The sequence below is a fragment of the Actinotalea alkalitolerans genome (assembly GCF_023369855.1).
Lineage (GTDB): Bacteria > Actinomycetota > Actinomycetes > Actinomycetales > Cellulomonadaceae > Actinotalea.
On the sequence record NZ_JAMBPP010000001.1, the window covers coordinates 278,004 to 298,705 of the forward strand.

The 20,702-nt window shown below is 72.8% G+C and carries 17 protein-coding genes; 10 read left to right on the top strand and 7 right to left on the bottom strand.

Going from position 1 to position 20,702, the window contains the following annotated elements; genetic code table 11:
• Positions 1-64 precede the first annotated feature (64 nt).
• Positions 65-496, top strand: coding sequence for a ScoMcrA-related endonuclease (locus tag M1R94_RS01345; RefSeq protein WP_249379862.1), 432 nt, complete (start codon positions 65-67; stop codon positions 494-496).
• 36 nt (positions 497-532) lie between these two features.
• Here M1R94_RS01345 and M1R94_RS01350 read toward each other — a convergent pair whose 3' ends face one another.
• Entirely contained in the window at positions 533-1,243 is a 711-nt protein-coding gene (locus tag M1R94_RS01350) for a YceI family protein (RefSeq protein WP_249379863.1), read from the bottom strand.
• A 140-nt stretch (positions 1,244-1,383) separates the two neighbouring features.
• On the bottom strand, positions 1,384-1,818 hold the full coding sequence (locus tag M1R94_RS01355; RefSeq protein WP_249379864.1) for a hypothetical protein: 435 nt from the start codon (positions 1,816-1,818) through the stop codon (positions 1,384-1,386).
• 138 nt (positions 1,819-1,956) lie between these two features.
• Between M1R94_RS01355 and M1R94_RS01360 the strand changes: the two genes are divergently transcribed.
• From M1R94_RS01360 to M1R94_RS01370, 3 genes are all read left to right on the top strand, one after another.
• Entirely contained in the window at positions 1,957-4,200 is a 2,244-nt protein-coding gene (locus tag M1R94_RS01360) for a 6-phosphofructokinase (protein WP_249379865.1), read from the top strand.
• Between the two features lie 89 nt (positions 4,201-4,289).
• Entirely contained in the window at positions 4,290-4,727 is a 438-nt protein-coding gene (locus M1R94_RS01365) for a cupredoxin domain-containing protein (RefSeq protein WP_249379866.1), read from the top strand.
• Positions 4,728-4,789: 62 nt separating this feature from the next.
• Positions 4,790-5,611, top strand: a complete 822-nt coding sequence (locus M1R94_RS01370) for a CPBP family intramembrane metalloprotease (protein ID WP_249379867.1) — start codon at positions 4,790-4,792, stop codon at positions 5,609-5,611.
• Positions 5,612-5,629: 18 nt separating this feature from the next.
• Here M1R94_RS01370 and M1R94_RS01375 read toward each other — a convergent pair whose 3' ends face one another.
• The gene (locus M1R94_RS01375; RefSeq protein WP_249379868.1) at positions 5,630-7,021 is read right to left on the bottom strand and encodes a dihydrolipoyl dehydrogenase family protein; all 1,392 of its coding nucleotides are present in this window, start codon (positions 7,019-7,021) and stop codon (positions 5,630-5,632) included.
• A 216-nt stretch (positions 7,022-7,237) separates the two neighbouring features.
• Here M1R94_RS01375 and M1R94_RS01380 point away from each other — a divergent pair, with 216 nt between their 5' ends.
• The 5 genes from M1R94_RS01380 to M1R94_RS01400 all read left to right on the top strand — a co-directional run bounded on the left by M1R94_RS01380 (position 7,238) and on the right by M1R94_RS01400 (position 14,275).
• A complete protein-coding gene (locus M1R94_RS01380; RefSeq protein WP_249379869.1) occupies positions 7,238-10,390 on the top strand; it encodes a [FeFe] hydrogenase, group A in 3,153 nt (1,050 codons plus the stop codon).
• A gap of 24 nt (positions 10,391-10,414) precedes the next feature.
• On the top strand, positions 10,415-11,467 hold the full coding sequence (locus M1R94_RS01385) for an ABC transporter substrate-binding protein (RefSeq protein WP_249379870.1): 1,053 nt from the start codon (positions 10,415-10,417) through the stop codon (positions 11,465-11,467).
• Positions 11,445-12,242, top strand: a complete 798-nt coding sequence (locus M1R94_RS01390; protein ID WP_249379871.1) for an ABC transporter permease — start codon at positions 11,445-11,447, stop codon at positions 12,240-12,242. The genes M1R94_RS01385 and M1R94_RS01390 overlap by 23 nt, the downstream gene beginning before the upstream one ends.
• The gene (locus M1R94_RS01395; RefSeq protein WP_249379872.1) at positions 12,239-12,829 is read left to right on the top strand and encodes an ATP-binding cassette domain-containing protein; all 591 of its coding nucleotides are present in this window, start codon (positions 12,239-12,241) and stop codon (positions 12,827-12,829) included. Before M1R94_RS01390 ends, M1R94_RS01395 begins: the two co-directional genes overlap by 4 nt.
• A 213-nt stretch (positions 12,830-13,042) precedes the next feature.
• On the top strand, positions 13,043-14,275 hold the full coding sequence (locus M1R94_RS01400) for a DUF4214 domain-containing protein (protein ID WP_249379873.1): 1,233 nt from the start codon (positions 13,043-13,045) through the stop codon (positions 14,273-14,275).
• Positions 14,276-14,300: 25 nt separating this feature from the next.
• Here the strand turns inward: M1R94_RS01400 and M1R94_RS01405 are convergent, their stop codons facing one another.
• Complete coding sequence (locus M1R94_RS01405; protein WP_249379874.1) at positions 14,301-15,011, bottom strand: hypothetical protein; 711 nt, start codon at positions 15,009-15,011, stop codon at positions 14,301-14,303.
• The gene (locus tag M1R94_RS20620) at positions 15,008-15,526 is read right to left on the bottom strand and encodes a sigma-70 family RNA polymerase sigma factor (RefSeq protein WP_249379875.1); all 519 of its coding nucleotides are present in this window, start codon (positions 15,524-15,526) and stop codon (positions 15,008-15,010) included. The genes M1R94_RS01405 and M1R94_RS20620 overlap by 4 nt, the downstream gene beginning before the upstream one ends.
• 142 nt (positions 15,527-15,668) lie before the next feature.
• On the opposite strand from M1R94_RS20620, the gene M1R94_RS01415 reads away from it, so the two are divergent.
• A complete protein-coding gene (locus M1R94_RS01415) occupies positions 15,669-16,088 on the top strand; it encodes a hypothetical protein (RefSeq protein ID WP_249379876.1) in 420 nt (139 codons plus the stop codon).
• Here M1R94_RS01415 and M1R94_RS01420 read toward each other — a convergent pair.
• Positions 16,060-19,611 (bottom strand): hypothetical protein, encoded by a 3,552-nt coding sequence (locus M1R94_RS01420; protein ID WP_249379877.1) that lies wholly within the window; start codon positions 19,609-19,611, stop codon positions 16,060-16,062. The genes M1R94_RS01415 and M1R94_RS01420 overlap by 29 nt on opposite strands.
• Before the next feature lie 205 nt (positions 19,612-19,816).
• Complete coding sequence (locus M1R94_RS01425) at positions 19,817-20,662, bottom strand: sulfurtransferase (RefSeq protein WP_249379878.1); 846 nt, start codon at positions 20,660-20,662, stop codon at positions 19,817-19,819.
• Between the last annotated feature and the right edge of the window lie 40 nt (positions 20,663-20,702).

The window sequence follows — 20,702 nt, forward strand, 5'->3', positions numbered from 1 at the left end:
ACGGCGGAGCACCGGGCGGCACCCGTTCGACGTACGCTCACTGGTCGTGGCCACCTTCTCCTCCGTGACGAGACAGCACGTCCTCCAGGCGATCGCCGAGCACGACACCCGTGGCGGCGAGCAGTTCATGGAGGTGTACGGCTTCGAGCCGTCGCCCGCCTGGACGCTGCTCCACGAGGGGCGCGAGTACGACGCCAGGGCGGTCCTGGGTGTCGCCCACCGGTTCGCGACCGGACGGCTCGCGACACCCGACGAGTTCAGCGGCGACATGCCTGGCGCGGTCGCGATCCTGCGCAAGCGGGGTTTCGAGGTGACCGAGCCGGCGTCACCCGTGCGGGCGACGCCCCCGCGGGCCCCGCGTTCGCCCCGGACGACGGCCGTGCGGACCCGTACACCTGCCGCGCGTGCCGTGGCCGCCCGCGACAACCCGCCCGCGATCTGCCCGACGTGCTCGATGACCCTCCCGGCGACCGGCGTCTGCGACGACTGCAGCTGACCTGCCGGCGCAGGGGGCTGACCCGCCGGCGCGCGACTAGCGCGCGACCCGCAGCAGCATCTCGACCACCCCCTCGTCCTGGACGGTCACGAAGCCCAGGTCAGGGGCGGTGAGGTCGTGGTCCGTGAGGACCACGGGCAGGCTCCCCGCCACGTCGAACCCGTCGGCGGTCCGTCGAGCGTCGAGGGTGACCGTGGCCGGCCGCGTGACGCCGTGCAGCGTGAAGGTCCCGACCGCGTCGACCTGGACGCTGCCCTCGTCGGCGAGGCCGGTGAGGTCGACCGGCTCGGCCAGGGTGAAGCGCGCCTCGGGGAGATCGGCGACCCGCAGGGCCCTGCGGAAGTACGCGTCGCGCGCGGACTCGTCCGTCTCGATCGAGGCGACCTGCACCGTGACGTCGGCGCTGACCAGCACCCCGTCCTGGACGACGAGCGTCCCGCCGACCTCCTCGGTCCGTCCGACGACCGTGACCGGCTGCCCGGACAGCACCTCGTCGAGGCGATACCCCGCCTCGGAGCCCTCGGCGACCTCCCAGCTGCCGTCGACGTCCACCGGCCCGGTGCCAGAGTCGACGGCCCCGGCGGCGGGCGGTGAGATCCCGAGAACGGCCGGCGGCTCGGGGGCCAGCACCCGTGCGTAGAGCCACGGTCCGCCGAGGACCGCTGCCACCAGGAGCGCCGCCGCGAACCCGACGACGAGCAGACGGCGGGTGCGTGGACGCGGCCGGGCCGGCTCGGTGGTGACCATGGGTTTCCTCCTCGAGAAGGGTGGCCCTGGCCGGCGGGCGCCGGTCGGGGCTGCTCGGGAGGGGGTTCGGAGCCGACCGGCGACCGGACGGGTCACGGTGCACCCGGCGCGGCGGGGCGGCCCGCCCTCGCGCCCCGTCCCTACACCGCGCCCGATCCCAACGGCGTGCTCAGCACCCAGGCGACGAGCCCGGTCACCGCGACCGCCATCACGAGCACCCCGCCGACGATGACGAGCGCCCCGGGGAGGAACGTCCGGGCCCGTGGGCGCAGCGCGACGTCGGAGGGATCGTCGCGGGCCACCCAGACCCATCCGCAGAACACGGGCGTCGCGCCGAGCCCTCGGCGGAACGCGGAGAACACCCTCGTCCGGCGCGGGTACCCGTCCGGGCCGGGGAACTCGACCTCGACGAGCATCCCGGGTCCGGCCCAGGTGGCGCCGACCTGACGGGCGGGCAGCTGGACACGGTCCTTCGCCCGCTCGTGGCGCCCGAGCGCCACGGCGCCGGTGAAGCACGCCGTCGCGACCACGACCGCGACCGCCCATGCCGCCCAGACCCACGGTGCAGTCTCCACGTCGCCCCCAGCATCGCCCGACGGCGCACGTCCTGCACCGGTCGCGACCGTAGCCCACGGGGCCGTCGGTCCCCGGTCGGGGCTTACCGTCACCTCTAGGCTCATCCGGGAGCAGCATCACCGAGCAAGGGATCAGACATGGCCAGCGCAGCACCCGTCGACAACGCGACGGTCGCCCCGAGGACCGCCGTCGCCGTGCTCACCTCGGGCGGGGACGCCCAGGGGATGAACGCCGTGGTCCGCGCCGTGGTCCGGACGGCCATCGGGGCCGGTGCGGACGTGTACGCGGTCTACGAGGGGCTGCAGGGCCTGGTCGACGGCGGTGACCGGATCAAGAGGTTCGAGTGGGGCTCGGTGGGCTCGATCCTGCACCGCGGGGGGACGGTCATCGGGACCGCCCGGTCCGTCGACTTCCGACAGCGCGACGGGCGGCTCAAGGCTGCCCGCAACCTCGTCCACCACGGCATCGACCGGATCGTGGTGATCGGTGGGGACGGTTCGCTCACCGGGACGGACCTGTTCCGCAGCGAGTGGAGCGGCCTGCTCGCCGAGCTCGTCGACCAGGGCGAGATCACCCCCGAGCAGGCCCAGCGACACACCCGGCTGATCATCGCCGGCGTGGTCGGCTCGATCGACAACGACATGGTCGGCACCGACATGACGGTCGGTGCCGACACGGCCCTGCACCGCATCGTCGAGGCCATCGACGCGCTGTCCAGCACGGCGGCCAGCCACCAGCGCTCGTTCGTCGTCGAGGTGATGGGTCGGCACTGCGGCTACCTCGCCCTGATGAGTGCGATCGCCGGTGGCGCCGACTACGTGCTGATCCCCGAGAACCCGCCCGCCGAGGGCTGGGAGGACGAGATGTGCGCCCGCCTCCGTGCGGGCCGTGCCGCGGGCCGCCGCGACAGCATCGTGATCGTCGCCGAGGGCGCCCGGGACCGCACCGGGGCGCCGATCACCAGCCAGGGTGTGCGCGACCTGCTCGAGGAGCGTCTCGGGGAGGACACCCGGGTCACCATCCTCGGCCACGTGCAGCGCGGTGGGACCCCCAGCGCCTACGACCGGTGGATGCCGACGCTGGTCGGCCACGCCGCCGCGATGGAGGTCGTCGACGCGGGGCCGGACCACGAGCCCCAGCTCATCGGCGTGCGCCACAACCGGGTGCACCGCACCCCGCTGATGGCCGCCGTCCAGCGCACCCAGGAGATCCCCGGGCTGATCGACGCCGGGGACTACGACGGGGCGATGGCCGCACGCGGGTCCTCCTTCACCGAGATGGTGCGGGTGTTCCAGGGCATCGCCCAGGTCGCACCGACGGACGCACCCACCCGGTCGCGCATCGCCATCCTGCACGCCGGGGGTCTGGCACCGGGGATGAACACGGCCGTGCGGGCCGCGGTGCGCTTCGGCCTCTCGCGAGGGCACACGATGCTCGGCGTGCGGGGCAGCTTCCAGGGCCTCATCGACGGCCAGGTGAGCGAGCTGACCTGGGGCGACGTCGACGGCTGGGTGGGTCTGGGTGGCGCCGAGCTCGGCACCAGCCGGGCCATGCCGAGCGTCGAGCAGTTCTACGCGGTCAGTCGCGCGCTGGAGAACAACGACATCGGCGCGCTCCTCGTGGTCGGCGGGCACCGCGCCTACGAGGCCACGTACCGGATGCTCCAGGAGCGTGACCGCTACCCCGGCTTCCAGGTGCCCGTCATCTGCCTGCCCACGACCATCGACAACAACCTGCCCGGGTGGGAGCTGACCATCGGCGCCGACACCGCCCTGTGCGAGGTCGTCAGTGCGGTCGACCGGATCAAGCAGTCGGCGATGGCCTCACGTCGCACCTTCGTGGTCGAGGTGATGGGTCGGTTCTGCGGCTACCTGGCCCTGATGGGCTCGCTGTCGGTCGGCGCGGAACGCGTCTACCTGCACGAGGAGGGGGTGCGCCTGGCCGACCTCACGCAGGACGTCGCCTCGATGGTCGCGGGCTTCGCCGCCGGCCGGCGCTTCCACCTCACGATCCGCAACGAGGACGCGAGCGTCGGGTACACCACCGACTTCCTGTGCCAGCTCTTCACCGAGGAGTCCGGCGGCCTGTTCGACGTGCGCCCGATGGTCCTGGGCCACCTCCAGCAGGGTGGCAGCCCGACGCCCTTCGACCGCGTGCAGGCGACGCGGCTCGCGGCCTACTGCGTCGACTGGCTCTCGCAGCAGATCGTCTCGGGGAGCACGGAGTGGGGCTTCGTCGGTCAGGCCGACGGCGCGCTGACCACCCTGCCGCTCAAGACCATGCCCGACCTGTTCGACATGGAGTTCCGCCGCCCGGTCAACCAGTGGTGGCTCGACCTGAAGCCGGTCATGGAGGCCCTCGCGACCGAGCCGTCCATCTAGGGCCGAGGGCAGCCCAGCACCTCACCCCCTTGCACCGAGGGGCCGGACGTCGGCACAGTGGTGGCCCCGACGCCCGGAAGGCGGTTGTCATGCGACACCGGATGCTCGTCCCTGGTCTTGTCTCGGTGCTCCTCCTGACCGGCTGCGGTGGCTCGGCCGACGAGCCCGACGCCGAGGAGACCACCCCTGCCGGTACGACGACCGCGACCCAGGACCCGGGTTCGTCGGGAGAGGCCACGGTGCTGCTCGCGTCGGTCGGCACCGAGGAGGACCCTGAGGCGTTCGTCATCGCGCTGACCGACGAGTCGGGCGAGCCGGTCACCACGCTGCCCGCCGGGGACTACGTCATCCAGGTCAGCGACCCGTCGACGAGCCACAACTTCCGCCTCCGGGGCGAAGGGGTCGACGAGTCGACGTCGGTGCCGGGGACGGACGACGCGACCTTCGAGGTGACCCTGGACCCGGGTGACTACACCTACACGTGCGACCCGCACCCCGCGATGACCGGGACCTTCACCGTCGAGTGAGCGCTCCGGGGCCGCGGACCTCAGCGAGCGCTTCCGGCCCTCGGCACGGCATGCTGGGTCCCGTGCCGGCGACCACCCCCCTCACCGACGCCCCCGCCCAGCTGTCGGTCAAGCTCCTGCCCGCCGCCGGTGTCTCGGCGTCGGCGATCCTGCTGTTCGGGCTCCACGTGCGGCCCCTGGGCTACGTGGTGCTCGCCCTCAGCCTGGTGGCCGCCTTCCTGGTGGACCGCGGCCTGGGTCGTGACCTGCTGCTCATCGGGGTCGGCATCAGCATCGTCAGCACCACCTCGATGGAGGCCGACGTCTCCTGGCCGCGGTTCATCGCGATCGGCACGGCGCTGACCCTCGCGGTGCTCGTCCCGTTCCTCATCGACCGCTTCGTGTACCGGCGCAAGGCCATCCGCTTCCCGTGGCGCACCGGCCAGCGGTGGCCCACGATCGAGAAGGCGTACATCCTCGCGGTTCCGCTGCTGGGCTGGGCGATCCTGCCGTTCTACTTCATCCGGTCGGGCGCCTACCAGAACTGGCCGCAGATCACCGAGACCGACGAGCTGGCCCGCTTCTTCGTCGGGGTGAACGGCGTCGGCACCTGGGACGAGCTGTTCTTCATCTGCACCTGCTTCGCCCTCCTCCTGCGCCACTTCCCGGCCTGGCAGGCGAACCTCCTGCAGGCGGCGATCTTCGTCTCGTTCCTGTGGGAGCTGGGGTACCGGTCGTGGGGCCCGCTGCTGACGATCCCGTTCGCGCTGCTGCAGGGCCTGATCTTCACCCGTACGGGTTCGCTGACCCTGGTGCTGATCGTGCACCTGCTGTTCGACGCGATCGTGTTCATGGCGATCGTGCACGCCAACGTGCCGTCGCTCTTCGCGATCTTCTTCTACTGATGCAGCGCACACCCCGGCTCAGCGCTGCGAGGCGGCCTCGGCCATCAGCCGACGTGCGGCCACGCCGATCACCGCGCTGTACGTCGGGTAGGCGAACTCGACCTTCGCCAGGGTCGCGACGTCGACCCCCGCCGCCATCGACGTGGTGACCGCCTGGATGACCTCGACCGCGTTCTCGCCCACCGCGTGCGCCCCGAGCAGGAGCTCACGCCGCCGGTCGGCGATCAGCTTGAGGAAGCCACGGGGGCGGTCGTCGATGATCGGACGCTCCATGGTGTCGTAGGGCACGAGGGCCACGATGCAGTGCCGGTCCCGGTCACGGGCCTCGTCCTCGGTGAGCCCCACGCCGGCGTAGTCGGGGTCGGTGAAGCCACCCGAGGGCAGCAGGCTGTGCGGGGTGCGCAGGGTTGCTCCCAGCACCGCGTTGCGGGCCGCCGCCTCGGCCTCGAAGTGCGCGGCCTGCACCAGCATCGCCTGCCCGTTGGCGTCGCCCGCGGCGAAGATGTGGGGGACGTCGGTGCGCAGGTACTCGTCGACCGGGATCGCGTTGCGCTCGGCGCTCACCCCGGCCGCCTCGAGCCCGAGGCCCTCGAGCGCCGCGGGCCAGCCGGTCGCCATGACCACGGCGTCCACCACCTCGTGGTGCTGGCGTCCACCCACCTGCCAGGTCAGGCGGATGCCGTCTTCCTGGCCCTCGAGGGAGACGACCGTCTCGACCCCGGTCACCACACGCACCCCCTGCTCGGCGAAGGCCCTCCCGACGTGCTCGGACACCGACGCGTCGGCCTGGGCCAGGATCCGCGGTGCGACCTCGAGCAGGGTCACCTCGCTGCCGAAGGCGTTGAACACCGTGACCAGCTGGGCACCGGTGTTCCCCGCGCCGATGATCGCGACCCGGCGCGGGATCGTCGGGAGGTCCAGCACCTCCTCGGGCACGGTCGCGAGCTCGGCCCCCGGCACCGGGAGCCTGCGCGACCTGCCGCCGACGCACAGGATCACCGACGCCGCGTGCACCCTCGTCCCGGTGCCCTCGATCTCCACCTCGTGCGGACCGACGAACCGCGCCCTGCCCTCGATCAGGGTCACCCCGGCCGCGGCGAGCCGGTCGGGCTCGTCCTTGACCTCGAGCACCCGCTCGACGGTCGAGCGCACACGGGCCACGGTGGTGGGCCAGTCGATGGTCTGCTCACCGACGGTGATGCCGTACACGTCGGCGGTGCGCACCTCGCGCATCAGCCGGGCCGTCTTGGCCAGCACCCGGGTGGGGACGCAGCCGGTGTTGACGCACGTGCCGCCCGTGCGTCGGGCCTCGACGACGGCCACGCTCGCCCCGAGCTCGGCGGCACGCAGGGCGGCCGAGGTACCCGCAGGTCCCGCGCCGATGACCAGGACGTCGTAGGTGTCGCTCACGCACCCACTCTCGCCGCTGCGGACGACGTCCGCGACCGCCCGGCACCTCTGGACCCTGTGCGTCTAGGTCCGAGGTCCGATGCGCCCACCCTCGACGCGATCCTACGGTGGAAGAGAGGTTCCAGCGTCGGCGCGGACGCTCGGCGAGGCAACGGGCGTCCCGTGCATCCTTCGCTGCGCTTGTGATCAAACCAACGGAGGTTTGACGTGCGCGACATGTCCGCGAGCGACCGGGTGACCATCACGGTCGACAACCGCGAGATCCAGGTGAACGACGGCCTGACGATCCTTCAGGCCCTCTCGATGGAGGGCATCGAGGTGCCCTCCCTGTGCCACGACATCCGCCTCAAGCGGTCCAACGGCAGCTGCGGGCTGTGCGTCGTCGAGGTCGGCGAGGACTCCCCGCGTGACGTCAAGGCGTGCCTGACCCCCGTCCAGGCCGGCATGGTCGTCGCGACCCGCACCCCCCGGCTCGAGGCCTACCGCAAGGTGCGGCTCGAGCAGCTGCTGTGCGACCACAACGCCGACTGCGTGGCGCCGTGCGTCCAGACCTGCCCGGCCACCATCGACATCCAGACCTACCTGGCCCACGTGGCCGACGGCAACTACGAGGCCGCGGTGCGTGTGATCAAGGACCGCAACCCCTTCCCGTCGGTGTGCGGCCGGGTGTGCCCCCACCCCTGCGAGGCCGAGTGCCGCCGCAACCTGGTCGACGAGCCCGTCGCGATCAACCACGTCAAGCGGTTCGCCGCCGACTGGGACATGGCACGTGAGCACCCGTGGGTCCCCCGGGTGGGTGAGCCGACGGGCAAGCGGATCGCGATCGTCGGCGCAGGGCCGTCCGGCCTGTCCGCGGCGTACTACAGCGCCATCGCGGGCCACGCGGTCACGGTCTTCGACAAGCAGAACCACGCGGGCGGGATGATGCGCTACGGCATCCCCGAGTACCGGCTGCCCAAGGCGACGCTCGAGCAGGAGATCGGGATCATCGAGGCCCTGGGCGTCACGATCGTCACCGGCAAGGCCCTCGGCACCCACCTGCACCTCGAGGACCTGCAGCGGGACTTCGACTCGGTCTACCTGGCGATCGGCTCGTGGCGCGCGACCCCGATGCAGATCGACGGCGAGAACCTCGAAGGGGTCTCTCTGGGCATCCAGTACCTCGAGCAGGCCACCAAGGACCTCGTGCCGACCGGAGACCGCGTCGTCGTCGTCGGGGGCGGGAACACCGCGATCGACTGCGCCCGCACGGCGCTGCGCAAGGGCGCCTCGCAGGTGACCCTGGTCTACCGGCGCACCCGCGAGGAGATGCCCGCCCAGTCCGTCGAGGTCGACGAGGCCCTGATCGAGGGGGTCGAGATGCTGTTCCTCGCCTCCCCCACCCGGATCACCGCGACCGGCGACCTCAAGCAGCTGCACTGCACCCGGATGGAGCTCGGCGAGCCGGACCGCTCGGGCCGCCGCCGCCCGGTCGTGGTCGAGGGCAGCGACTTCGTCATCGAGGCCCACACGATCATCGGCGCGATCGGCCAGAGCACCGACACGAGCTTCCTCTACAACGACCTGCCGGTGCGCCTGAACACCTGGGGCGACGTCGACATCGACGGCTTCACCATGCAGACCTCCGAGCCGACCGTCTTCGCCGGGGGCGACTGCGTGACCGGCCCGGCCACCGTGATCCAGGCCGTGGCTGCCGGACGGCGCGCCGCCATGGCCATGGACGAGCTGCTCACCCGGGGGTACGTGCGCGCCGGCACCGAGGACTACGCGTGCAGCCGCGGGAGCCTCGAGGACCTGCCGCGCCACGAGTTCGAGAGCCTGCCCCACCTGTCCCGGGCGAGCATGCCGACGCTGGCCCCGGCCGACCGGACGCACAGCTTCGTCGAGGTCGAGACCGGCCTCACCGAGGCGCAGGCCCGGGCCGAGGCGGCCCGCTGCCTCACCTGCGGGTGCTCCAAGCAGGACACCTGCGCGCTGCGCCAGGAGGCCACCGCGCACAGCGTCGAGTTCGCCCTCCCGCTGCACGTGCGGCCCTACTCCCCGGTGGTCGCCGACCACCCGTTCATCATCCGCGACAACAACAAGTGCATCTCGTGCGGACGGTGCGTGGCCGCCTGCGCCGAGATCGAGGGCCCCGGCGTGCTGGCCTTCCAGTTCCACGAGGGGCGCCTGACCGTCGGGACGCACAACGACCTCCCGCTCGGGCTGACCGACTGCGTCTCGTGCGGGCAGTGCGTGCGGGCCTGCCCGTGCGGCGCGCTCGACTACGTCCGCGAGCGCGGGGACGTGTTCACCGCGATCAACGACCCGGCCAAGACCGTGGTCGGGTTCGTCGCCCCCGCGGTGCGCAGCGTGATCGCCGCCGAGTACGGGATCCCGTTCGACGAGGCCTCGGCGTTCATCGCCGGGATGATGCGCAAGATCGGCTTCGACAAGGTCTTCGACTTCGCGTTCGCCGCCGACCTCACGATCATGGAGGAGACCACCGAGTTCCTCGGCCGGGTCACCTCGGGCGGCGTCATGCCGCACTTCACGTCGTGCTGCCCGGGCTGGGTGAACCTCGTCGAACGCCGCTGGCCCGCGATGATCCCCCACCTGTCGAGCTGCCGTTCGCCCCAGCAGATGATGGGCGCCACGGTCAAGAACCACTTCGCCCAGCAGGCGGGCATCGGCCTCGACGAGCTGTACGTGGTGTCGATCGTGCCGTGCCTGGCCAAGAAGTACGAGGCCGCGCGCCCCGAGTTCGCCCCCGAGGGGGTGCGGGACGTCGACGCTGTGCTGACCACCACCGAGTTCCTGGAGATGATCGCGATGCTGCGGCTCGAGCCGCAGGACATCACCCCCTCGGAGTTCGACGCCCCCTACGCGCGGGTCAGCGGCGCCGGGGTGCTGTTCGGCGCCTCGGGCGGCGTCGCCGAGGCCTCGCTGCGCATGGCGGTCGAGAAGCTGACCGGTGAGCCGCTCGTCGACCGGCTCGAGTTCGAGGACGTCCGCGGCTTCGAGGGCATCAAGGAGGCCAGCGTCACCGCGGGTGGCACCACCGTGCGGGTCGCGGTGATCTCCGGGCTGAACAACGTCGAGCCGCTCGTGAAGCGGATCATCGCCGGTGAGGACATCGGCTACGACCTGGTCGAGGTCATGGCCTGCCCGGGCGGGTGCATCAACGGCGCCGGGCACCCCGTGCCCGAGCGGGTCGGGGAGATGGCCGACCGGCAGAAGGTGCTGGTCCAGATCGACCGGTCCTCGCGCTACCGCAAGTCCCAGGAGAACCCCGACATCCTGCGCCTGTACGACGAGTTCTACGGCGAGCCCGGCTCCGAGGTCGCCCACGACCTGCTCCACACGGGGTACGCGCCGTTCCGCACCTGATCACCGCGACGAGGGAGGCCCACCATGAAGCACGTCGCGACCCTGGCCACGGGCCTCCTCCTGGTCGGTGGCCTGCTGGGCGGGTGCAGCCAGGCGGTGCCCGCCGAGCCGTCCCCCGCCGCGCCCGCGGTGACCGCCACCCCCGACGCGCAGGCCGAGGCGGCCGCCGAGCGGACCACCGTGCGGATCGCCTCGCTCAAGGGGCCCACCACGATGGGCCTGGTCAAGCTCATGGACGACGCCGAGCAGGGTCGGGGCGCCCAGGACTACCAGGTGTCGATGTTCGGCACCCCCGACGAGGTCGTGGTGCGGGTCGTGCAGGGCGAGGTCGACGTCGCCCTGGTGCCGGCGAACCTGGCCGCGGTGCTCCACGCGCGCACCCGGGACTCCGACGGCGCGCAGGTGGCCGTGGCCGCGATCAACACCTTGGGGATGCTCGAGGTGCTCGAGAACGGCAACACCGTGCGCAGCATCGCCGACCTCGCCGGGCGGACGGTGTACAGCACCGGCAAGGGCGCCTCACCCGAGCACGTCCTGAACTACCTGCTGGTCGCCAACGGCCTCGACCCGGCCTCCGACCTGACGATCGAGTACCGCAGCGAGTCCACCGAGGTCGCGGCACTGCTCGCCGGCCAGCCCGGGGCCGTGGGCGTGCTGCCCCAGCCCTACGCCACGGTGCTCACCACCCAGCAGACGTCCGTCCGGACCGCCCTGCGCCTGGCCGAGGAGTGGGCCGCGGTCTCGACCGACTCCCAGATGGTCACCGGCGTGGTGGTGGTCCGCACCACGTTCGCCGAGGAGCACCCCGAGGCCTTCGAGGACTTCCTGGACGACTACCGCGCCTCGACCACCTTCACCAACACCGAGCCCGCCCTCGCCGCGCCGCTGATCGTCGAGGCCGGGATCGCCCCCTCGGCCGAGGTCGCCGAGGCGGCGATCCCCGCGTGCAACATCACCTACATCGAGGGTGAGGAGATGCGGGCCGTGCTGGGCGGCTACCTCGAGGTGCTCTTCGACGCCGACCCGGCCTCGACCGGCGGAAGCCTGCCGGGAGATGACTTCTACCACCGCCGCTGAGGCGGCTCGCCGGGACGCGCGGTGGAGGGCTGCGCGCCCGGTGCTCGCGGTCGTCTTCTGGGTGGGCTGCTGGCAGGTGGCCGCCACCGCGCTGGACCAGCAGATCCTGCTGGTGCCACCGGGCGAGGTGGTCGTCCGCCTCGTCGAGCTGGGCGGCACGGCGGACTTCTGGGCGACCGTGTGGCACTCCTTCGCCCGCATCGTCTCGGGGTTCGGTGCTGCGACGATCGTCGGGGTGCTGCTCGCGGCCCTCGCCGCGACGTCGCGGGTCGTGGACGCCCTGGTCACGCCACTGGCCACGGCGATCCGCACCACACCGGTGGTGTCCTTCATCATCCTGGTGCTGATGTGGTCGGGCAGCGGTCGGCTGGCGTTCCTGATCAGCTTCATGATGGTCGCGCCGATCATCTACACGAACGTCCTGGAGGGGATCCACCGTCGCGACCGCGCGCTGCTCGAGGTCGCCGAGGTTTTCGGCATCCCGCTGGTGCGGCGCATCCCCGCGATCGACGTCCCGGCCGTCCTGCCCTACCTGGTCGCCGGGTGCCGGGTGGGTGTCGGCCTGGCCTGGAAGAGCGGGATCGCCGCGGAGGTGATCGGCCTGCCGCAGGGCAGCATCGGCGAGCGTCTGTACCAGGCGAAGATCTTCCTGAGCACCGCGGACGTGTTCGCCTGGACCCTGGTGGTGATCGCGCTCAGCTTCGCGGTCGAGAAGGCGGTGCTGGTGCTGCTCGGACGCTCCCAGCGGAGCCCGTCACGGGTGGGCTCACGATGATCAGCCTGCGCGGGGTGACGCTGCGGCTCGGCGGGCGGGTCGTGCTCGACGGTCTGGACCTCGACCTGGCCGAGGGGCAGGTCACCGCGCTGATGGGCCCCAACGGCTCGGGGAAGACGACGCTGGCCCGGGTGCTGCTGGGGTTGACCGTCCCGGACAGCGGCCAGGTGCTGGGCCTGGACGGTGTGCGGCGTGCCGCCGTCTTCCAGGAGGACCGGCTGTGCGAGCAGCTGAGCGCCGTCGGCAACGTGCGGCTCGTCCTGCCCCGGGGCACCCGCGTCGCGGACGTGCGGGGCGAGCTGCGCCGCGCGGGCCTGGACGAGGACTCCCTCGCCAAGCCGGTCCGTGACCTCTCGGGCGGGCAGCGTCGCAAGGTCGCCGTCGTGCGGGCGCTGGCCCCCGAGGCCGACCTGGTCGTGCTCGACGAGCCCTTCACCGGCCTCGACGTCGACGGCGGGCCCGTGGTGATGACCTACGCACGGGCTCGGTGCACCGGGCGGACGACCCTCTTGATCACCCACGACCGGGCCGAGGCCGACCTGTTCGGGGCCCGGGTGGTCGAGCTCGCCCCGCACCCGACCGGCTGAGCCGGACGATCAAGGAACCCCCGCTCAGATCCTGCCCGGCTGCCCCCACGACGTACTGTTGCGCTTCAGCGTTGCCGCCCGGATGCCGATGAGTGCACCAGGCGGCGCGCGATCGAGGCCGCTCGGACACCTCGCCCCGAGCGGCGAGCACCGACGGGACGCCCATGCGTCGACGGCGCACCGAAGCGCCCCCATCCTGGTACGGAGAACCCGATGCACCTGCTCGCCAGAGCCGCCCGACCCCTGCGCGTCGCCGCGCTCGTCCTCTCGCTGGTGCTGATGGGCTCCGTGGCCTCCCCCGTGCAGGCCGTGCCGTCCGGGCCCAGCGCACCGGCTCCAGCACCCGACCCGATCGACGCCTACGCGACCTATCGGGCCCAGAGCACGTGCGACCCGACCGTCAAGCCCGGTGCGCAGTACCTGCTGGACCTGGTACGGAGCCACTACGGGGTGGGCCGGGCCTCTCCCATCACCCGCGCGTGCTCGGTCGGCGGTGCGAGCGAGCACAAGGAGGGCCGGGCGATCGACTGGGGGGTCAACGTCAACAACCCCACCGAGAAGGCAGCAGGCGACCATTTCGTCGGCTGGCTGACGGCCGTCGGCCCGGACGGGAAGGTCGGCTACAACGCCCGCCGACTGGGGGTGATGTACGTCATCTGGAACGGGCGCATCTGGAGCAACTCGAGCTCCAACGCCGCCTGGCGTGCCTACACCGGGTCGAGCCCGCACACCGACCACGTCCACGTGTCGCTGAGCTGGAACGGCGCCTACCAGCGCACCTCGTGGTGGACCGGGGTGGCCGTACCCAGCGAGTTCGCGATCACCCAGTACGTCACGGCGGTCTACCGCGACCTGTTCCAGCGCTCCCCCGACGCCGAGGGCCTGCGCACCTGGACACGGGCGCTGAACACCGGCACGCCACGTGTGGCCGTCGCCAACGCGATCACCGCATCGACCGAGTACCGCTCCGGGCTCATCCGCGGCGCCTACCGCGACTTCTTGGGGCGCACCCCCGACCCGAAGGGCATGACCGACTGGCTCTCGGCGATGGCAGGAGGGTTGACCATCCAGCGGATGGAAGCCGGGTTCCTGGCCTCACCGGAGTATTTCGCGCAGGCAGGCAACGACGACGCCCGGTGGGTGAGCCGCCTGTACAACCACGTCTTGAACCGGCAGCCGGGGCCGGCTGAGGTCGACCACTGGGTCGCGGCGCTCGCCCAGGGGCAGACCCGCGACGGTGTCGCGATCGGTTTCGTGCTCTCCACGGAACGGCTCACCACGGTGGTCGACGGCTACTACCGCCATCTGCTGGGTCGCGGCCTCGACCCGACCGGGCGACAGACCTGGGTGGGTGCGATCCAGGCCGGCGGGCGGACCGAAGCGATCATCGGCGGGATCATCTCGAGCGACGAGTACTTCGCGAGGGCCGAGCGCTCGAAGCGTTAGGTGTCCGCTCGAACGATCCCCGCCGTCAGGGAGTGGCGACCGGCCACGGCCCGCCGACGGCGTGCCACGTCCCCTGGTCGACGGTGTGGACGGCCTGCACCCCGTGCAGCGCGTAGTCCGACCATCGCAGGGGCGGCGACCCGTCGGTGAGGTCGGGGTCGGTCCCGCAGCCGCGCAGCGCGGTCTGCCACGCGATGCCGAACTCGACCACACCGCGCGGCACGGCCTGTGACCGCGGTGAGCGCCCCCCGGTCCAGGGATCGCTGCGCTGGAGCCCGACGACCCGACCCGTGCTGGTGTCCACGGCGACGAAGCGGGGCAGGTCGGCGCCCCGCAGGTCGGGCAGCGCGTCGGGTGACCTGAGACGCGTGGTGACCGTGACCGCACCATCGGGCGCGACGACGACGGCCTCGAGCAGGTCCAGGCTCAGGGGCCGGTCGCTCACCCAGCCGAGCTCCTCGAGGGTCCGCCCGCACGTCGCCTGGCCCAGCACCGGGACCGGGCCGTCGTCGTCGGCGGGCTGCGGTCCCGCGCCGCGCAGCACCGAGACGCCCGTCACGCCGACGGCGAGGACGACCGCCGCCGCGGCGAGCAGTCGGGTGGCGGTGCGCAGCGCCCGACGGCGACGCCCCGCCCTCGCCAGGTGGGCGGTCTCGTCGGGCAGCCACGACTCCGCGGCGTCGTCGGGGATGCGGCGGGCCAGGGCACGCAGCGCGGCGCCGAGGTCCGCGGTCACCGCTCGCCGGCCTCTGGCAGCACCTGCTGGTACTCGACGGTGCTCAAACCGCCCGACCGGTCGTCCGCCCCGTCCTCGACCAGGCTGGTCGCCTCACCGAGGGCGTTCTCGACGTCTCCCCGGTCCAGGCCGAGCAGGTCGGCGATCTGCGGCACGGGCAGGCCCTCGCCGAACCGCAGCACCGTGCAGACCCGCTGGGTCGGGGACATCCGCGCCAGCGCGGCCTCGACGCCACCCGGGACCGGCGAGACCGGCGCACCTCGTCCGGCCGACGCCCGGTCCGGCCGACGCCGTCGGGTGCCCGCCAGGACGGCCGTGACCATCACCCGACGGACCTCGGCCTCGGCGGTCCGGACCGCGAGGTCGCGGCGTGGCGCCGCGACGACGGCCACCAGGGCCCGCCGCACGAGGTCCTCCGCGGCGTCCCGGTCGCCGCACAGCAGGTAGCCCAGGCGGATCAGCGCCGTCCCGTGCTCACGGATCAGCCGGTCGAGCACGATCTCCTCGGCAGCCACGACGTCCCACCTCCTCGCCGGCCCCTGCACCTCGGTGCCGCGACGCCCGCGAGGGCGTGCGCCGTCCTGCTGACAGCCTGACGCCTGACCCGCCGTCGAGGAACCCCACCCGACGGGCGGGCCGGTGGGTAGCCTCAGCGCCATGGTGCTCGAGCGGCGTGCGCGCGCGGTGGTCGTGGGTCTCCTCGCCGTCGCCGTCGGCGGGGGCGCCGCGATCCTCTTCGCACGGGGCCCGGCGACCTGTCCCGCGATCGGGTACGGGAACCTCGCGGCCATCGAGCTCGAGGTGCCCGAGGGGACCGACGCCGTCGCCGCGTGCCTCGGCCCGGGCTGCACCCCACGACCGGTGCCGACCGCCGCGGACGGCACCTGGTCGGTCCCCCAGGAGGACCCCTACCTCCAGTCCCCTGACGCGGCGGGGAGCGTCACCCACGTGACCGTGCAGGCGCAGGCGCGCGGCACGGTCGTGGTCGACGGCGTCCTCGAGGTCGAGCGGCAGGCGGTGAACCGGTGGGCGCGGTGCCCGGGACCGTTCAGGTACCTGCCGGTGCAGGTCGGCTGACGCGGTCGGTCGCGCGACCTCGCGCGGGCACGTCCACGGTGAGGCGCAGCACCTCACCCGTGCGCCGGAACACCCGGTCGCTGAGGTCGGCGTCGAGCCGGTCGCCGCACAGCACGCGGGTGCCGTCGGCCAGGTCCACCACCATGCCGAGCGCCGCGCCCTCGACACCGGTGCCGACCGACGCTCCGTCCGGGGACGGGACGCGACGGTAGACGACCGGCACCTGGCAGAAGGTGTAGGCCAGTGAGCCTGCGGGCAGGTCCAGGGTGTGCTCGTCGCCGTGGACGTCGAGGTGGTGGAAGGTCCGCGGACGGTCGGTCCACTCCTGCTCGCGCAGCAGCACCGGACGGATCACCACGGTGCCGTCCTCGACCCGCAGCCCGAGCTCGCCCAGCCGGGTCAGCACCTCCTCCTTGACCTGGCCGGTCATCCCGGGCTGACGCGCGCCCCGACCACCGGGGGTGTGCGAGTACGGGTCGACCGGGAAGGCCCCGTACACCTGCGGCGGCTTGCAGTACCCGAGACCTCGACGCACGTCCTCGTAGGCGTCCGCGAGCCGGCAGACCAGCGAGGGGTCGGCGCCCTCGGCCACGGCCCGCTCGTGGGTCTCCTGCACGGCCAGCAGCAGCTTCGAGACCATGTGCCAGTAGATGCTGCCGAGCCCCTCGAAGGCGAAGAACGAGCCCGACCTGCCGGTGAACTCCGCGTGCCGGAAGGTCTCCTCGAAGATCGCCAGGAGCTCGTCACGGTCCTGCTCGACCGCCTCGGGGTCCACGTCCCCCGCGACCACGTCGGCCGGCAGCGCGTCCAGTGCGGCCACGACGTCCCGCGCGTTGCGGATGCCCGGCGCGAAGCGGTAGTCGCCGTTCAGGTCCCGCTGGACCACCGACCTGTCCCCGGCGCGCACGAGCTCGGCCAGCAGCGGGCAGGCCTCGGCCCTCGCCGCGGGCACCCGGTTGTGGTCCAGGAACCGGGGCAGCACCTTGTCGGGGTAGAGCAGGTAGCTGTGCTGGTCAGCGCGGTACAGCGCGCTGCGGCGCAGGGCCGCGAGCAGGTCGAGCGACTCCTGCGGACCCAGCAGCCCGCTGGAGAGCACCGCGACCTGACCCTCGAGCATCTCCTGCAGGCGCCCGATGCCGGCCGTCGCGTCCCCCAGGTCGAGCAGGTTGTAGGAGTGGAACAGGGAGTCCTCGCGGCGGTTGAGCCGCAGGGCCTGGTCGACGTAGCGCTGTGCCAGGTCGAGCAGGTCGCCGACGTCCCGCGCACCGACCGTCACGCGGTGGCCGGCGAACCCGGCGTAGACCCGTGAGCGGTAGGCCGTCCCGGCCGCACCGAGCTCGTCCATCACGGTGCGGCGCAGGGGGTCGGAGAAGCCCGAGGTCGTCCCGTCGACGTGCCGCGCCAGGATGCGCCGCACGTCGTGCAGCAGGTCTCCCAGCTCGGTGGTGAGGGTGAGGTCGGTGCCCAGCAGGTCACGCAGGGTGTCGAGGTAGCGCCGCACGTAGGCGAGGGTGACCACCGACAGGCCGCGGCCGACGAGCGCGTTGTTCGCGTCGTTCCACTCGGGGCGCTGGGTGTTCATCCAGATCCCCCCCTCGGGGACCAGGTTGACCAGCTTGGCCAGCAGGAGGAGCAGGAGCTTCTCGCCCAGCGTGACCCGCACCAGGTCGCCGTCGGGGCCGTGCACGAGCCGTCCGTCCGCACCTTCGTCCAGCACCCGTCGGGCGATCGCCGCGTCGGCCTCACGGTCGAACACGATGGTCGAGGCCGGGTCGGCGACGGTCCGCGCGTACGACGCGATCCGGTAGGGCACGTCGGCGTGGGTGAACATCGCGGTGTCGACCAGGTCCTGCAGCCGTCCCGGGTGGAACCGTCGCGAGGCCTCGAGGAGCTTGAGCAGGTACACGACCTGGTGGTCGCTCCAGTACCCGATGTTCGCCCAGGGGTTCTCGGGCTCGGGGACCTCCCAGTCGACGCCCTCGCGGGAGATCCGGTACGGGTTGTAGCCGTCGGCGGTGGTCGCGTCGACGAAGACGGCGGTCATCTGCTCGAGGTACTCGGGGAAGGACCAGGCCAGCGCCTCCCAGTTCTGGAAGATGTCCCGCCAGTTGCCCTGGTAGCCGACGATCGTGCGCCCGTCGGCGTCGTGCAGGGCGATGCGGAACCTGTTCCAGGGCCTGCTCGGGTCGCCGTGGCGGCGGCTGAAGGTCAGCGGCAGGTACTCGGTCGCCAGGCGCCACAGGTCCACGTCCCCGTGCTCGCGGGCGCGGGCGACCAGGGCGCCGACGCTCAGCCGGGCCGGCAGGGCGCGCAGCAGGTCGGCGCAGCGGGCCGCGGTCGCGGGGCTGCGCTGCTCGACGAAACGGCGCACGTCGGCGGCCTCGGCCGTGTAGCCGTCGACCGGGACTCCCCCGCGCATCGCGTTGAAGAGGACGTTCGCCCCGTGGTGGGCGGCCGCGAGCTCGTCACCGGTGAGCTGCGTGGCGTCGGCGGTCGCGACCAGACGCTCGAGCTCGGTGCGGGTGCGCTCGACGTCGACGGCGAGCCGGCCCGCGAGCGCCGTAGGGTCGGTGAGCTCGTGACGCAGCGCGACGACGTCCGCCGCGCTCTGGTCGACGTCGGCCACGGCGTGCCAGTCCCGGCTCTGACCAGGGGCGAGGGCGAACGTCGCGCGGACCAGGTATGCGCCGCGCTCGCCACGGACCTCGTCCTCGGGCTCGACCGGGCGTCCGGCCACGAACGCGGGCAGCTGGCGGCTCGACAGCAGGTGCTGGACCTGGCCCAGGCCCACGTGCCACGCGACGTTGGCGTGCAGCGACTCGCTCGGCTCGGCGAGGTCGGTGAGGCGTGAGCTCAGCGACAGGATCCCCAGGCCTGTCCCGGGGTCGAGCTCGGTCCGCTTGTAGGCGTCGAGCAGGGTGCTCAGCTCGTTCTGGACCTGCACGGTCGCGCCGGCGGGCAGCAGGTTCTGGAAGCCGTCCAGGACCTCGACCTCGATCGGGTGGTCGGCGGTCGAGGTGAGCACCCCGCTGCGGACCACGCCGTACCGCGCGCTGGTCCGCCAGGTCACCCGCAGCCGCAGCCCGAGGTCGGGACGGGTCTCCTCGAAGACGAGCGTGGTGCCGAGGTGGTCCTTGGCGAGGGAGCGCTCGACGGCGGGGTCCCCGTGCCGGGTCTCGGCGAACGGGTGCCAGCACACGATGCCGCCGTCGGCCGTCCGCACGCGCACCACGGTGAGCCCACCGGTGTGCCCGGCGCTCTCGGTGACCTTGTCCTCGGTGTAGTAGGGGAAGAGCGCCCGTTCGGCCTCCTGCCGCCCTGCGGTCACCCCGCCGGTGCTCGAGATGAACACCCACAGGTCGCTGGCCCCGACCAGGGTCATGAAGAAGGGCGGCATCTGGTCGTAGGCGCTGATCCGGTAGAACCGGCGACCGTCCAGCTCGACCGGCTCACCGGTGACGGGCCGGGTGGCGCCGTCCGGAGGGACGGTGCGGCGTTCGGTGGCGACTGCCTGCGCGGACATGGCGTGCTCCTTCGCGGACCGGCGAGGCAGGCCGGCGACTGGAGCGCCGGTCCGTGGGTCCGCCGTCGGTGCCGGTCGAGAGAGCGCTCTCTCACAGAGTGCCACGTCCGGCTCGAGGCAGCAACGACCCGGCGAGCCAGACTCGCGGGTCGGACCGGACCGGTCGGCAGGTACCGCTCTGCCGGTACCGCTCAGCCGAGGACCGTCACAGCCGACCCGCAGCCGGCCCGGTGGCGACCGGCCGGGCCGCGTCTCGCACCCAGTGCGACCACGACCCGGGGTAGAGGCCGACGTCGACCCCTGCCTCGTGGCCCGCGAGCACCAGCTGCGCGGCGGTCACCCCTGACCCGCAGTACGCGGTGACCGGTCCCTGACGACCACCGACCAACGGCGCCAGGACCTCACGCAGGGCGGACGGCGCGAGGTAGCGGCCGTCGGCCTCCTGCAGCGCGGTCGTGGGGCACGACTGCGCACCAGGGATGTGACCCGCGACGGGGTCGACCGGCTCGACCTCCCCGCGGAACCGCTCGGCCGACCGGGCGTCGAGCAACGTCCCGCCCCGACCGGCCAGCACGTCGTCGACCTCGACCACGGGCATCGACCCCACGTGGGCCCGGGCCTGCGGGGCCGGCTGCGGGGCCACCTCTCCGACCTCGAGCGCGCCACCGGACCGCTGCCACGCGGCCAGCCCGCCGTCGAGCACCCGGACCTGCTCGTGACCGGCCCAGCGCAGGCACCACCACGCGCGGGCCGCCGCAGCCCCCGGTCCGGCGTCGTACACCACGACCTCCCGGCCGGGACCGATCCCGCGGCGACGCATCGTCGCCGTGAGCGAGTCCTGCGTCGGCAGCGGGTGCCGCCCACCCTCACCGGGCGGCGCGGCGAGCTCGGTGTCCAGGTCGCAGAAGACCGCGCCCGGGAGGTGACCCGCCAGGTAGCCCGGCCGGTCGGAACCGGCGAGGGACCACCGGACGTCGACCAGCAGCGGCGGGGTGGGGTCGGTCAGGGACGCGGCGAGCTCGTCGGGGGAGATCAGGGCGCGGTCGGTCATCGGCCCACTCTCGCACCTGGCCGCCCGGTAGCGTCGCCCC

What these genes read in the sequence shown, in the direction of transcription:
- M1R94_RS01350 (WP_249379863.1), bottom strand. Translation starts at nt 1,243, where the DNA reads ATGGTCACCACCGAGCCGGCCCGGCCGCGTCCACGCACCCGCCGTCTG.
- M1R94_RS01360 (WP_249379865.1), top strand. Translation starts at nt 1,957, where the DNA reads ATGGCCAGCGCAGCACCCGTCGACAACGCGACGGTCGCCCCGAGGACC.
- M1R94_RS01365 (WP_249379866.1), top strand. Translation starts at nt 4,290, where the DNA reads ATGCGACACCGGATGCTCGTCCCTGGTCTTGTCTCGGTGCTCCTCCTG.
- M1R94_RS01380 (WP_249379869.1), top strand. Translation starts at nt 7,238, where the DNA reads ATGTCCGCGAGCGACCGGGTGACCATCACGGTCGACAACCGCGAGATC.
- M1R94_RS01385 (WP_249379870.1), top strand. Translation starts at nt 10,415, where the DNA reads ATGAAGCACGTCGCGACCCTGGCCACGGGCCTCCTCCTGGTCGGTGGC.
- M1R94_RS01390 (WP_249379871.1), top strand. Translation starts at nt 11,445, where the DNA reads ATGACTTCTACCACCGCCGCTGAGGCGGCTCGCCGGGACGCGCGGTGG.
- M1R94_RS01395 (WP_249379872.1), top strand. Translation starts at nt 12,239, where the DNA reads ATGATCAGCCTGCGCGGGGTGACGCTGCGGCTCGGCGGGCGGGTCGTG.
- M1R94_RS01400 (WP_249379873.1), top strand. Translation starts at nt 13,043, where the DNA reads ATGCACCTGCTCGCCAGAGCCGCCCGACCCCTGCGCGTCGCCGCGCTC.
- M1R94_RS01415 (WP_249379876.1), top strand. Translation starts at nt 15,669, where the DNA reads ATGGTGCTCGAGCGGCGTGCGCGCGCGGTGGTCGTGGGTCTCCTCGCC.
- M1R94_RS01420 (WP_249379877.1), bottom strand. Translation starts at nt 19,611, where the DNA reads ATGTCCGCGCAGGCAGTCGCCACCGAACGCCGCACCGTCCCTCCGGAC.
- M1R94_RS01425 (WP_249379878.1), bottom strand. Translation starts at nt 20,662, where the DNA reads ATGACCGACCGCGCCCTGATCTCCCCCGACGAGCTCGCCGCGTCCCTG.